At 68.5% G+C, this 12,969-nt stretch carries 12 protein-coding genes; all 12 read right to left on the reverse strand.

The features are described from left to right. Positions 1 to 111: 111 nt before the first annotated feature. Entirely contained in the window at positions 112 to 1,401 is a 1,290-nt protein-coding gene (gene mmsB, locus FB381_RS22690; protein ID WP_141782337.1) for a multiple monosaccharide ABC transporter permease, read from the reverse strand. Positions 1,402 to 1,407: 6 nt separating this feature from the next. Continuing rightward, on the reverse strand, positions 1,408 to 2,940 hold the full coding sequence (gene mmsA / locus FB381_RS22695; RefSeq protein WP_141782338.1) for a multiple monosaccharide ABC transporter ATP-binding protein: 1,533 nt from the start codon (positions 2,938 to 2,940) through the stop codon (positions 1,408 to 1,410). A 96-nt stretch (positions 2,941 to 3,036) separates the two neighbouring features. Continuing rightward, a complete protein-coding gene (gene chvE, locus FB381_RS22700; protein ID WP_141782339.1) occupies positions 3,037 to 4,101 on the reverse strand; it encodes a multiple monosaccharide ABC transporter substrate-binding protein in 1,065 nt (354 codons plus the stop codon). 297 nt (positions 4,102 to 4,398) lie between these two features. Next, positions 4,399 to 5,019: a maltokinase N-terminal cap-like domain-containing protein gene (locus tag FB381_RS22705; RefSeq protein WP_141782340.1), complete on the reverse strand. Its 621-nt coding sequence runs from the start codon at positions 5,017 to 5,019 to the stop codon at positions 4,399 to 4,401. 17 nt (positions 5,020 to 5,036) lie between these two features. Then, complete coding sequence (locus FB381_RS22710) at positions 5,037 to 5,333, reverse strand: DUF4229 domain-containing protein (protein WP_141782341.1); 297 nt, start codon at positions 5,331 to 5,333, stop codon at positions 5,037 to 5,039. 2 nt (positions 5,334 to 5,335) lie between these two features. Next, entirely contained in the window at positions 5,336 to 6,361 is a 1,026-nt protein-coding gene (ccsB, locus tag FB381_RS22715; protein ID WP_141782342.1) for a c-type cytochrome biogenesis protein CcsB, read from the reverse strand. Continuing rightward, on the reverse strand, positions 6,358 to 7,935 hold the full coding sequence (resB, locus tag FB381_RS22720; protein ID WP_246088272.1) for a cytochrome c biogenesis protein ResB: 1,578 nt from the start codon (positions 7,933 to 7,935) through the stop codon (positions 6,358 to 6,360). Before resB ends, ccsB begins: the two co-directional genes overlap by 4 nt. After that, positions 7,932 to 8,690: a cytochrome c biogenesis CcdA family protein gene (locus FB381_RS22725; RefSeq protein WP_141782344.1), complete on the reverse strand. Its 759-nt coding sequence runs from the start codon at positions 8,688 to 8,690 to the stop codon at positions 7,932 to 7,934. The genes resB and FB381_RS22725 overlap by 4 nt, the downstream gene beginning before the upstream one ends. Next, complete coding sequence (locus FB381_RS22730) at positions 8,687 to 9,280, reverse strand: TlpA family protein disulfide reductase (protein WP_246088273.1); 594 nt, start codon at positions 9,278 to 9,280, stop codon at positions 8,687 to 8,689. Before FB381_RS22730 ends, FB381_RS22725 begins: the two co-directional genes overlap by 4 nt. A 34-nt stretch (positions 9,281 to 9,314) precedes the next feature. Continuing rightward, positions 9,315 to 10,022 carry a histidine phosphatase family protein gene (locus tag FB381_RS22735; RefSeq protein ID WP_141782345.1) on the reverse strand — a complete coding sequence of 236 codons (708 nt, stop codon included), beginning with the start codon at positions 10,020 to 10,022 and terminating at the stop codon, positions 9,315 to 9,317. After that, complete coding sequence (gene hemL, locus FB381_RS22740) at positions 10,019 to 11,344, reverse strand: glutamate-1-semialdehyde 2,1-aminomutase (protein ID WP_141782346.1); 1,326 nt, start codon at positions 11,342 to 11,344, stop codon at positions 10,019 to 10,021. Before hemL ends, FB381_RS22735 begins: the two co-directional genes overlap by 4 nt. Before the next feature lie 102 nt (positions 11,345 to 11,446). After that, complete coding sequence (locus tag FB381_RS22745; RefSeq protein WP_141782347.1) at positions 11,447 to 12,793, reverse strand: family 43 glycosylhydrolase; 1,347 nt, start codon at positions 12,791 to 12,793, stop codon at positions 11,447 to 11,449. Positions 12,794 to 12,969: the final 176 nt, after the last annotated feature.

Below are 12,969 nucleotides of genomic sequence, written 5' to 3' on the forward strand. Positions count from 1 at the left end.
CCGGATAGTCCTACGAACAGCGTGTTACACGAGCCGCCGACCCCGAAAACCCAGCGACCCCCGCCTGGGGAGGGAGGGAGGCGGGGGTCGTGGGGTGGGGGGGGAGGTGGATCAGGTCTTCGAAGAGTCGCTGTCGGCGTCGACGCTGAGCTCGGCGCCCATGGCGTCGATCTCCTCGGCGAGCTCGTCGGGCGGCGGGGCGCTGGGCTCGGCGGCCTCGGCACCGGCGCCTCCGGACCCGGCCGTGCGGCGCTTGTTCCACACGTCGAACGCGACGGCGAGCAGGAGCACCAGGCCCTTGATGGCCTGCTGCCAGTCGATGGAGACACCGAGCAGCGACATGCCGTTGTTGAGCACACCCATGACGAGGCCGCCGATGATCGCGCCGACGACGGTGCCGACGCCGCCGGTGACGGCCGCGCCACCGATGAAGGCGGCGGCGATCGCGTCGAGCTCGAAGTTGACGCCGGCCTTGGGGTTGGCCGCGGTCAGACGGGCGGTGGTCACCAGACCGGCCAGACCCGCGAGCAGCCCCATGTTGGTCATGACCAGGAAGTCGACGCGCTTGGTGTTGACGCCCGACATGGTCGCCGCGTCGACGTTGCCGCCGATCGCGTAGACGTGCCGGCCGAAGACCGTCTTGTTCATGATGAACGTGTAGGCCACGATCAGCCCGGCCAGGATCAGGCCGACGATCGGCAGTCCGCGAGCGTCGGCGAGCAGGTAGGCGAAGTACATGATCACGATCGTCAGCAGCGCCAGCTTCACCATGAACAGCGGGAAGGGCAGCACGTCGAAGTTGTAGGCAGCCTGGGCAGAGCGGCGCCGCACCTCGAGGAAGATCAGCACCCCGACGGCTGCCACCGCGATGAGGAGGGTCAGGTTGTGCAGCCCGGTGTCCGGCCCGATCTCGGGCAGGAAGCCGTTGCCGATGGCCTTGAACTGGTCGGGCAGGCCACCGACGGTCGCGCCCTTGAGCACGACCAGCGTCAGACCGCGGAAGAGCAGCATCGAGGCCAGCGTCACGATGAACGCCGGGATCCCGACGTACGCCACCCAGAAGCCGTGCCAGGCGCCGATGGCGGTGCCGAGCAGCAGGCCGAGGAAGACGGCCAGCCACCACGGCACGCTGTACTGCGTCATCATGATCGCCGACGCGGCGCCGACGAAGGCGGCCACGGAGCCGACCGAGAGGTCGATGTGGCGCGCCACGATCACGATCACCATGCCGATGGCCAGGATCAGGATCTGGGCGTTCTGGACGACCAGGTTGGAGACGTTGAGCGGCTTGAGCAGCACGCCTTCGGTGGAGAGCTGGAAGAGGATGACGATCGCCGCCAGAGCGATGATCATCCCGTACTGGCGGACGTTCCCGCGCAGTGTGTTGAGCAGGGCATTCATCGGGGGTTACTTCCTCGCGTCCGCGGTCATGTAGCGCATCAGGGACTCCTGGGTGGCCTCTGAGCGGTCGAACTCATGGGTGATCACGCCCTCGGCGAGGGTGTAGATGCGATCACACAGTCCGAGCAGCTCAGGCAGCTCGGAAGAGATCACCAGGACCCCGCGACCGCTGCGGGCGAGCTCCTGGATGATCCCGTAGATCTCGTACTTGGCGCCGACATCGATGCCTCGGGTCGGCTCGTCGAGGATCAGCAGCTTCGGGTCGGTGTACATCCACTTGGACAGCACCACCTTCTGCTGGTTGCCTCCCGACAGCTTGCCGACCCCGGCGGTGATCGAGGGCGCCTTGATGTTGAGGTTCTTGCGGTAGCTCTCGGCGACCACGACCTCCTTGTGCTCGTCGACGACGAGCCCGGCGCGCAGCTTCTTCAGCGCGGCCGACGTCACCGAGGTCTTGATGTCGTCGATCAGGTTGAGCCCGAGGCCCTTGCGGTCCTCGGAGACGTACGCGATGCCCGCATCGATCGCCTGGGTGACCGTGCTGAGGTGCAGCTCGGCTCCGTCCAGGACCAGCGAGCCGGAGGTCCGCGATCCGTAGGAGCGTCCGAAGATCGACCGCGCCAGCTCGGTGCGTCCGGCGCCCATCATCCCGGCGATGCCGACGATCTCGCCGGCACGCACAGAGAGGTTGGCCTGCCGGATGACCTCGCGGTGGCTGTCCTGGGGGTGCATGACCGTCCAGTCACGCACCTCGAAGAGCACATCGCCGATGGCTGGGGTGTGGTCGGGGAAGCGGTTGTCGAGATCACGGCCGACCATCCCGCGGATGATCCGGTCCTCGTCGACACCACCGGCGGCGACGGAGAGGGTCTCGATGCTCTGGCCGTCGCGGAGGATGGTGATCTCGTCGGCGATCTGCTCGATCTCGTTCAGCTTGTGGCTGATCATGATCGAGGTGATCCCCTTCTCCTTCAGCCCCTCCAGCAGCGCGAGCAGGTGCTGGGAGTCGTCGTCGTTGAGGGCGGCGGTCGGCTCGTCGAGGATGAGCAGCTTGACCTCCTTCGAGAGCGCCTTGGCGATCTCGACGAGCTGCTGCTTGCCGATGCCGAGGTTCTTGACCGGCGTCAGCGGGTTCTCGCGCAGGCCGACCCGCGCGAGCAGGTCGATGGCGTCACGGTTGGCGCGGCCCCAGTCGATGACGCCGCGCTTGGCGGTCTCGTTGCCGAGGAAGATGTTCTCCGCGATCGAGAGCTCGGGGATGAGGGCGAGCTCCTGATGGATGATGACGATGCCGGCGGCCTCGCTCTGCCGGATGTTGCCGAACGTCGCGGGCGTGCCCTCGAAGACGATCTCGCCGGCGTACGTCCCGTGGGGGTAGACGCCGCTGAGCACCTTCATCAGGGTGCTCTTGCCGGCTCCGTTCTCGCCGCAGATGGCGTGGATGTCACCGCGGTTGACGACGAGGTTGACGTCGGCGAGCGCCTTGACGCCGGGAAACTCCTTGGTGATGCCGCGCATCTCCAGGATCGGTGAGGTCATGTCGTTCCTGACTTCTCGGCCCACGAGGCTGACCTGGCGCTCGCGGGACGCCCAACAGGCTGGGCCCGGCGGATCGCCGGGCCCAGCCGTGTGGCGCTACTTGATCTCGTCGGCGGTGTAGTACTTGGAGTCGACCAGCACCTTCTGGATGTTGTCCTTCTTCACCGGGACGATCTCCAGGACGTTCGACGGCACGACCTTCTTGCCGTTGTCGTAGGTCTCGGTGTCGTTGACCTCGGGCTCCTTGCCCTCACCGACGGCGATGATCATGTCGAGGGTCACCTGCGCGAGCTTGCGGGTGTCCTTGAAGATCGTGGAGTACTGCTCACCGGCTGCGATCGACTTCACCGACTGCACCTCGGCGTCCTGGCCGGTGATGATCGGCAGGTCGGCGGCGGTGTAGCCGTTGCCCTTGAGGGCGGCGATGATGCCGAGCGAGAGACCGTCGTAGGGCGAGAGCACGCCCTGGACCTTCTTCGAGGCGTACGTCTTGGTGAGGAGGTCCTCCATGCGCTTCTGCGCGGTGGCCGGGTCCCAGCGCAGGATCGCGACCTGCTTGAAGTCGGTCTGGCCGGACGGGATGACGATCTCGCCGGACTTGATCAGCGGCTCGAGCACCGTCATGGCGCCGTCCCAGAAGTAGTCGGCGTTGTTGTCGTCCGGCGAACCCGCGAAGAGCTCGACGTTGTAGGGCCCCTTGCCCTTCGCCTTCAGGCCCTCGACCAGCGAGGTGGCCTGCTGCTTGCCGACCTCGTAGTTGTCGAAGGTCGAGTAGTAGTCGACGGCCTCGGTGCCCAGGATGAGGCGGTCGTAGCTGATCACCGGGATCTCCTGGGAGTCGGCGGTGTCGAGCACCTCGCCGAGCGCGGTGCCGTCGATGGCGGCGACCACCAGGACGTCGACGCCCTTGGTCACCATGTTCTCGACCTGGGAGACCTGGGTCGGGATGTCGTCCTCGGCATACTGCAGGTCGACCTTGTAACCCTCTGCCTCCAGCTCCTTCTTGATGTTGTTGCCGTCGGCGATCCAACGCTCGGACGACTTGGTCGGCATGGCCACACCGATGGTGCCCTTGTCACCATCGCCGCCGCCGTCGCCGCCGCATGCCGCCAGGCCGAGCGCAAGCGCCGCCGCGGTGATCGTGGTGAGTAGCTTGCGCACTTACCTGCTCCATTTCGTCTGCGGCCACGGGCCGGTCTCGGGGTGAGCCAGATCACGATGTGAACGCTCACATCGGCACAGGCTGCACCTTCGACGCCGAACGCGTCAAGAGTCGAACGGGGATGTTTCCGACTCGTGACTAAGTGATCGCGGGGGTAGCGAAGCGTTCACCCCGTGTGGCGCCCGTCTCGCGAGAGCCGTCCGAGCGGTCGCCCGCAGGACCCGCGCGGGGCCCGGCGGAGCAATCGCTCACGGCGGGCTCACAGCAGGCTCACGGCAGAGCCGAGAGCCGATGGTTCACAGGTGACGTACGCCGACCAGAGCACCTGACCCGCCGGGCCAGGCGACGTCGATCGACTCGTCGCCGTCAGCGGCGGATCCGTCGACGAGGCGCTTGACCACGATCGCGAAGCTGCCCGCCTCGACGTGGGTCTCGGCACCGTGAGAACGGATGGTCACGCCGTCGAAGGAGGGCGCCGCGTTGCGTGGTCGCGACCCGGAGCCGACGGCAGTGACGACGGCATCACGGCGCTCGACGAAACCGCTCTCGTCGTAGACGTCGATCGGCTCCTGGCTCGCGCCGGTGAGCGCGGCGGTCAGGAGCACCCGCACGGCCACCGGGTCGGCGCAGGCGTCGTAGACGTAGCGGGTGCCGAGCGCGGAGTGCTCGCAGGTCGACAGCCGGAAGTCTTCGGCGCCCTCGAGCGGCGCCTCGCGGTAGGTGACCGGGAGGTGGACGACGGAGTCGCCGGCGTCGAGGAGCACGCACTCGATCCCGACCTTGCCGGCCGGGTCGTCGAACCGGTAGCCCCCGATCAGGCGGCTCAGGTCACCCGGTCGCCACGGCTGGTCGGCCAGCCAGGCACCGAAGATCTCGGCCTTCGACGGCGTGAGGGTGGCCTTGTGAACGATCGCCATGATCGTTGTCTAACAGGTCAGGAGACCTTCTGGCTATCGCCTTCGCCGGTCGGCTCACCGTCGATCTCGGAGTCTTCCTTGGCGCGGGAGGCCTCGACCGCCTTCGCGGCGCGGGCCTCGACCTTCTCGGCGAGCGCCCGACGCTGCGGGTCGAGCACGAAGAAGGAGAGCGCGCCGCTGATCAGGAACGCCAGGATCACCGAGTAGAAGATGTTGACCTCGCCGGCGACGAGCGACCAGATGCCCGCCACGATGCCGAAGGTCGCGACCAGCGACAGCAGCCGCAGACCGGTGTAGATCCAGAACTCTTTCATGCTCAGACTCCCACGGGGACGGTGATCTCGACCTGCTCGTCCACCGGACCGGCCGGGGCGGCGTACGAGTGCTGCGAGGTCGAGGAGAAGTAGTTGATGCCGACGAAGTTGAACCACAGCGTGGCCACCCCGATCAGCGCGACGGTCGCGGCCTTCTTGCCCTTCCACCCGGCGGTGGCGCGGGCGTGGAGGTAGCCGGCGTAGACGACCCAGGTGATGAACGCCCAGACCTCCTTGGGGTCCCAGTTCCAGTAGGAGCCCCAGGCGTCGTGGGCCCAGATCGGACCCGAGATCAGCACCCCGAAGGTCCAGATCGGGAACGCGAAGGCGTGGATGCGGTAGGAGATCCGGTCGAGCGTGCCCAGGTCGGGCACCCGCGCCAGGATCGTCGCGTCGGGGAAGCGGGCCTTGAAGAGGTAGGCCGCCGAGGCGATGCCTCCCAGCGTGAAACCACCGGTCGCGATGATCGCGGCGACGACGTGGATGACGAGCCAGTAGGAGTTGAGCGCCTCGGTCAGCGGAGCGACCGGCTCGTAGAGGCCGACCACGGCCAGCATCAGCACGACCACGACGAACCCGAGCACCCACGGCGCCATCCAGGCCAGCTTGAGACGGCGGTAGAGCACGACGTACGCAGCGGCGACCACGAACGAGCCCGAGATCGTGAACTCGTACATGTTGCCCCACGGCACCCGGTTGGGGTCGGCGGCCATCCCGCGACCCACCAGCGCCACCAGGTGGCAGAGCACCGCGATGCCCGTCAGCAGCACGCTGAGGCGACCGAAGAGCTCGGCTCGCCGCTCGCGCGCGGCATCGGCCAGGCCCGCAGCCGACCCGACGGAGTCAGCGGAGTCGGCGGAGTCGGTGGGCGCGCCGGCGCCGACGAGCTCCTTCTCCGCGACAGAGGCCTTCGCGCTCGAGAGCCACGCCGACCACTCGACCAGCGCACAGAGCAGCGCCAGGAAGTAGACGACCCCGGCCGCCGAGATGGCCTGGTCGCTGAGAACGCCCCAGGTGTGGTCAGTCATCGGTTCTCCTCGTGTGCTGTCTGCGGCTGGTCCGCAGCTCGCCCGCCTCGCAACGTCTCCACGAGACCGGCGACGACGGCCGCGGTGTCTCCACCGCCGGAGCGGTCGAGCGCGGCGACCTCGACCAGTGTGCCCCCATCGACTCGGCGGGCGCGAACCCAGACCCGGCGGGAGCGGATGAAGAGCGACCCGAGCAGCCCCACCAGTGCCAGGGAGACGCCGAGCAGCGCCCATTCCTTGCCGGGCGACTTCGAGATCTGCACCCGGTTCCACTGCTGGACGTCGTCGAAGGAGACCGAGCCGAGCCCGTCGGGCAGCTCGACCGTGTCCCCCAGCCGCAGGTTGAACGCCTTCCCGGACTCGTCGGGCGACATCATGTTGGCCTTGGAGGTGTCGAGCGAATAGACCGACTGCGGGCCGGAGTCGAGGTTGAGGTCGCCCCGGAAACCCTGCAGCGACAGCATCGCGTGCTTGCCGTCGCCGATGTCACCGGTGAGGTTGACGGGCTCGCCGTCGGCGGTGCCCTCGAAGGGGTAGAAAAGCCCCTGGAAGCCGATCTCCTCGGGAGAGGCGTACGGCGCCTTCACGACACCGAAGGAGAGCAGGTTCTGGCTCTGCGGGAGGAAGACCGTCGGCCCCGAGTAGGCCACGTCGCCGTTGCCGTCGCGCACCGTGATCACCGGTGCGTAGCCATGGGCGAGCAGGAAGACGTCGGTGCCGCCGACGGTCAGCGGGTGGTTGACCTTGAGCTTGTAGTCCTTCGCCTTCGCGGAGCCCTCGGTGTAGCGGATGTGCGACTCGAAGCCGCGCGCCGTGCCCGCGCCGGCACCCGTGGTCAGCCAGTCGGCCTTGAAGTCGCCGATCTTGAAGGTGAAGTCGTCGAGGTCCTCGGGCGCGAAGAGCGAGCCCGGCTTGAAGTCGTCGTACTGCGACATCTCGTTGGCGAAGCCGAACTCCTCCCCCACGAGCACGATCACGCCGCCCTTGTAGCCGAACAGGCTCCCGGTCGCGAACGCGACCAGCACGATGATCAGCGACATGTGGAAGATCAGGTTGCCGGCCTCACGCAGATAGCCCTTCTCGGCGCTCACGGACTCGCCGTCGTCGGCCTTGCGGATGCGATAGCCGCGAAGCTGCTTGCGCGCCGCGGCGAGCACCTCCTCGGGCTCCTGGTCGGTGACGTACGAGTCGGAGTCGGGCAGCCGGGTCAGCTTGCCCGGGGTCGCCGGCGGCTGCGCGCGCATCGCCTTCGCGTAGACCAGGCAGCGCGGGATGATGCAGCCGACCAGCGAGACCATCAGCAGCAGGTAGATGGCGGCGAACCACGGCGTGGAGTAGACGTTGAAGAGCCCGAGCGTCTTGTAGATCGGGGTCAGCGTCGTGTGCGCCTCGCGCCACTGGTCGGCCTTGAGCGAGTCGACCCCGTCCTGCGGGATCAGCGAGCCCGGCACCGCGGCCAGGGCGAGCAGCAGCAGCAGGATCAGTGCCGTACGCATCGAGGTCAGCTGGCGCCAGCCCCAGCGGGCCAGCTCGCGGGCGTTGAGCTCGCCCGGGCGGCGAGAGTCGTCGTTCACAGTGCGATGCCTTCCCAGCGCTGGACGAGCTGCACCTGGAGCCATTGGACGCCGTTGTCCCACCATCCGGTGAGCATGGCGACGCCGATCAGGATCATCAGCACGCCGCCGACGATCGTGATCGCGCGGGTGTGGCGGCGGAACCAGCTCAGCGCGACCGTCGCCTGTCGCCACATCACCGCGACCAGCACGAACGGGATGCCGAGACCGAGCGCGTAGACGGCGAGCAGCAGACCACCACGGGCGGCGGTGCCCTGATCCCAGGCGAGGCCGGTGATGACACCGAGCGTCGGCCCGGTGCACGGAGTCCAGGCCAGCCCGAACAGGAAGCCCAGCAGCGGCGCGGCGGCCAGCCCGACCGCCGGCACCTTGTGGAACTTCAGGTCGCGCTGCAGCAGCGGGATGAAGCCCATGAACGCGATGCCCATGACGATCGAGAGCACCCCGAGGACCTTGGTGCCGGTCTCCTGGAAGGCGAGCAGCTTGTAGGCGATCCCGCCTACGGTGACCCCGAGCAGCACGAAGACCACGGAGAACCCGGCGACGAACAGCAGCGACCCCGCGAGCATGCGGCCGCGGCGTACGTCACCGGAGGCGAGGTCGGCGCCGGACAGGCCGGTGGCGTAGGAGAGGTATCCCGGCAGCATCGGCAGCGTGCACGGCGAGACGAAGGAGAGGAACCCGGCCAGGAGCGCGACCGGGATCGCCAGCAGCAGCGACCCGCTCCCGGCGGTGCTCGCGAACCAGTCGGTCATGCCGGGTCCTTGCCGCCGGAGCCCGCCGCGGTGATGAGCGTGTCGAGCGTACGAGCCGAGGGGATCTCCCCGCGGATCAGAGCCGCCACACGTCCCTGGGTGTCGAGGATCGCGGTGGCGGGGATGGCCCGGGGCGCCAGCGAGCCCTTCAGCGCGAGCACGGCAGCGCCGTCGGGTGAGTAGACCGAGGGATACTCGACGCCGTAGTGGCGCTCGAAGGCCTGGCCCTGCGCCGCCGAGGCGTCGCGGGTGTTGAGGCCCACGAAGGCGACCTCGTCACCGAGCTCCTCGTTGGCGGCCTGGAGCATCGGCATCTCCTTGCGGCACGGCGCGCACCCGGTCCACCACACGTTGAGCACGGTGACCTTGCCACGCGTGTCGGCGAGGTCGAACGGCTTGCCCTCCAGCGTCTTGCCGGTGATCTCGACCGGTTCGCCGCGATCGGCGACCGGGATCTCCTGGGTGCGGCCGTCGCCGGAGATGTAGCCGGCCTCGTTGGTGCCGTTCTGCCCGCACGCGGCGAGCAGCCCGACCATCGCCAGCGCGAGCACTACACGCACCGGGATGCCGCGGCCACTCTTCTGGTTCACACCCCAGACTCTTCCTGACAAAACTGAGAGCCTCTTAATCGTCGACGGAGGCCTCGGGGCCCGAGCCTTCCGGAGCGTCGCCGGCCGAGAACGGCGCGTACTTGTCCTTCGCCGGAAGCATGTCGCCGGCCGGCTCGCTGTAGGAGAGCGCGACGAACTCGTTGTCGACGAAGTGGAGCGAGGTCAGCGAGCACAGCGCGCACTCCCGCTTGCGCGGGTCATGGAGGAAGCTGCGGCCCTCGATGTTGAGCCGGGTGGTCCAGATCGGCAGCTGATGGGAGACGATGACGGCCTCGTGGCCGCGCGCCGCGTCGCGCGCGTCGTAGATCGCCGACATCATCCTGGCCACGATCTCGAGGTAGGGCTCGCCCCACGACGGCTTGAGCGGGTTGATCAGCTTCGGCCAGACCTTGGGGTCGCGCAGCGGGCCGAGGCCGTCACGGAAGCTCTTGCCCACGAAGAGGTTCTCCGACTCCAGCACCCGCTCGTCGAGCGAGATCTCGAGGCCACGCGCCTGCGCCAGCGGGCCGGCGGTCTGCTGGGCTCGCTCGAGCGGGCTCGAGACGATGTGGGTGATGTCTCGCTCACCGATCTCCTCGGCGACACGGTCGGCCATCTTCAGGCCGAGCTCGGAGAGGTTGTAGCCCGGACGGCGCCCGTAGAGGATGCCGTCGGGGTTGTGCACCTCACCGTGCCGCAGCAGGTGGACGGTGGTCTCGTTGCTCGTGCCCTTCGCGTTCATGACAGCTCCTTTGCAGCAGCCTCGGCGGCGTACGGAAGCGCCTCGGTGATCTGGGAGACGGCCCGCTCGTCGTGGGCGGAGGAGAGGAACCACGCCTCGTAGGCGCTCGGCGGCAGGTAGACGCCCTGGTCGAGCATGGCGTGGAAGAAGGCCTTGTACGCCGCCTCGTCGGTGGTCTTGGCCTCCTCGAAGTTGCGCACCGGCCCCTCGGCGAAGAAGACGGAGAACATCGTGCCGGTGGCCTGGACGACGTGCGGGAGACCGGCCTTGGTGAAGGTCTCCACGATCGCCGCCTTGACCGTCTCGGCCGCCTGGGAGATGTGGTCGTAGACCTCGTCGGTCGCCAGGCGCAGCGTGGTGAGGCCGGCGGTGGTCGCGACGGGGTTCCCCGACAGCGTGCCGGCCTGGTAGACCGGCCCGTCGGGGCTCAGCGAGCCCATCACGTCGGCGCGGCCGCCGAAGGCCGCCGCCGGGAAGCCGCCGCCCATGACCTTGCCGAAGGTGACCAGGTCGGGCGCCCAGCCCTCGCTCTTGCCGTCGAGGCCCCACTGACCCTGCTTGCCGGCCCGGAACCCGGTCATCACCTCGTCGGAGATGAACAGGGCACCGTTGTCGCGACAGGTGGTCGCCAGGAACTCGTTGAACCCGGGCTCGGGCGGCACGATGCCCATGTTGCCCGGCGAGGCCTCGGTGATCAGGCAGGCGACCCGGTCCCGGTAGCTCTCGAAGGCGGCGGTGACGGCCGCGCGGTCGTTGTAGGGAAGCACGACGGTGAGCTCGGTGCTGCTCTCGGGCACGCCCGGAGTGCCGGGGATGGCGTGGGTGACCAGCCCGGAGCCGGCGCTGGCCAGCAGCGAGTCGACGTGCCCGTGGTAGTTGCCGGCGAACTTGAGGATCACGTCGCGCCCGGTGAACCCGCGCGCCAGCCGGATGGCCGACATCGTCGCCTCGGTGCCGCTGCTGACGAACCGCACCTTCTCGACCGGAGCCCTGCTCACGATCTCCTCGGCGAGCTCGACCTCGGGCGTGGTCGGCGTGCCGAACGAGGTGCCGCGCGTGACCGCCTCGAGCACCGCCGCCTGGACCTCCGGATGGGCGTGGCCCAGCAGCATCGGGCCCCAGGAGCAGATCAGGTCGACGTAGTCGTTGCCGTCGACGTCGGTGAGCCACGCTCCCTTCGCCTCCCGGATGAACCGCGGCGTCCCGCCGACGGCGTTGAACGCGCGCACGGGCGAGTTCACGCCGCCCGGCGTCACGGTCTTCGCCCGGGCGAAGAGAGCTTCGGATGCCGCTGCGGACAGGGGTGAGATGTCGTCAGGCACCCGTGCATTCTCCCCCACTGCTACCGGATCCTTCACATTCGGTGCGCCTTCCCACAGGAACCGAAGGCCTCAGCGACGACACGGCAACGGACACGCCGACCGCTATGTTCGGCGCTGCACGTAGAGGCGGCTCCCGTCGACGCCGGCCCTCTCGAGCCGCACGACTCCGGGCACGGCGGCGTCGGCGATCCGGGCGGGGTCGGCCCAGTAGCCGGCGTTCGGGTTACGGAAGAACGTCGCCCACAGCGAGCCGGCGCGGTCCCTGAAGATGTTGTTGTGGCCGGCGCCGACACCTGCGGTCCACCGGCGCGAGTACGGGCCCTCGAAGCTGTCCGCGACGGCGAGGATGGCGTCGTACTGATACTGGGTGCGGCCCGGGCCTGGTGGGTCGTAGGCGTATCGGGTGCCGCCGTCCGCGTCGGTCGAGCTCCGATCCCAGGCAGCGTGGAGGAGGTAGTACCTGCCCTCGTGCTCGAACACCTGCGCCCCTTCGAGGTAGGGCTCAGGCGAGTACGCGGTCTGCCGGAACGCGGGGAGGTTCGTCGTGGGGACGATGTCCTCCATGTCGTCCCGGAACCTCGCGTAGTGGTCGTTGTGCAGGACGAGCCACGCGTCGCCGTCCTCGGCGAAGAGGCCGCCGTCGATGTGGTGGTAGGCGCCGGGCTCGACGAACGACGGGCCGCCCGGCACCGGGTCGCCGAACGGCTTCTCGAGACTGCCCTCCACGAGCCGGTACGGGCCCTCGATCCCGCCCTCGCTGACCAGCATGAACGAACCGACCTTGCGGGAGTGGTCTCCCATGCACGCGACGATGTACCAGGTGCCGCGGTGGAGATGCAGCTCCGGGGCCCACACCTGTCCCCGCTTGCCGAACCGGTCGTCGTACCAGTACTCCTGCCACGGAGCGACGACCGTGCGTCCGGGCCGGTTCTCGGCAGTGAACTCCGGAGACCAGACCTTGCCCTTCTCCGCGTCGGGCCGGATCCCGGTCGTGTCGACCAGCCTCCACGGCCCCCGCAGCGACGGGGCGACCCACACGAAGATCCCGTCGTTCCACGGGGCGGCCTTGTCGAGCTCGGGCACACGGGAGGTCCCGGTGGCGACGTAGAGCGGGCGTCCGTCGACCACGAAGCAGTTGACGTAGGTGTCGCGTATCCAGACCTGGCCGCGCTCCTCATCACGTGGACGGAGCTCCAACGGGAGGATGAAGGAGTTGTCGTCGCGGGGCCACAGGTCCGGTCGGGTGTCCGCGAGTCCGTACGGCTCGAGGTCGGGCCAGCTCGGCGGGTGCCGCCGCGCCTGCGCTGCCTCGGTCGCCGCGGTCGCGGCGGAGGTGGCAGCGCCCGCGACCGATCCTGCTAACGGGCCCGACGCCCCGATGGCTCCAGCGGCGAGACCGGCCAGCACGGACCGTCGCTCGACGCGTAATCCTTTCTCGAAACCGCTCATCAGGCTCATCCCTCCTGCTCCGCACGAGGCGCCGTGCCCCGCCTGCGAGGAGACCTTAGGCCGACTCATTCCGACAGTGAACCCACGACAAAAAGGTCCTTTTCAGCAGTCATGGAGCTCTTTTCGGCATTGGTTCGGACGAATCGTCGAATCTTTTTGTCGGGGTGTTGCCGGAA

It is taken from the genome of Nocardioides albertanoniae, assembly GCF_006716315.1.
In the GTDB taxonomy this organism is placed as follows: Bacteria; Actinomycetota; Actinomycetes; order Propionibacteriales; family Nocardioidaceae; genus Nocardioides; species Nocardioides albertanoniae.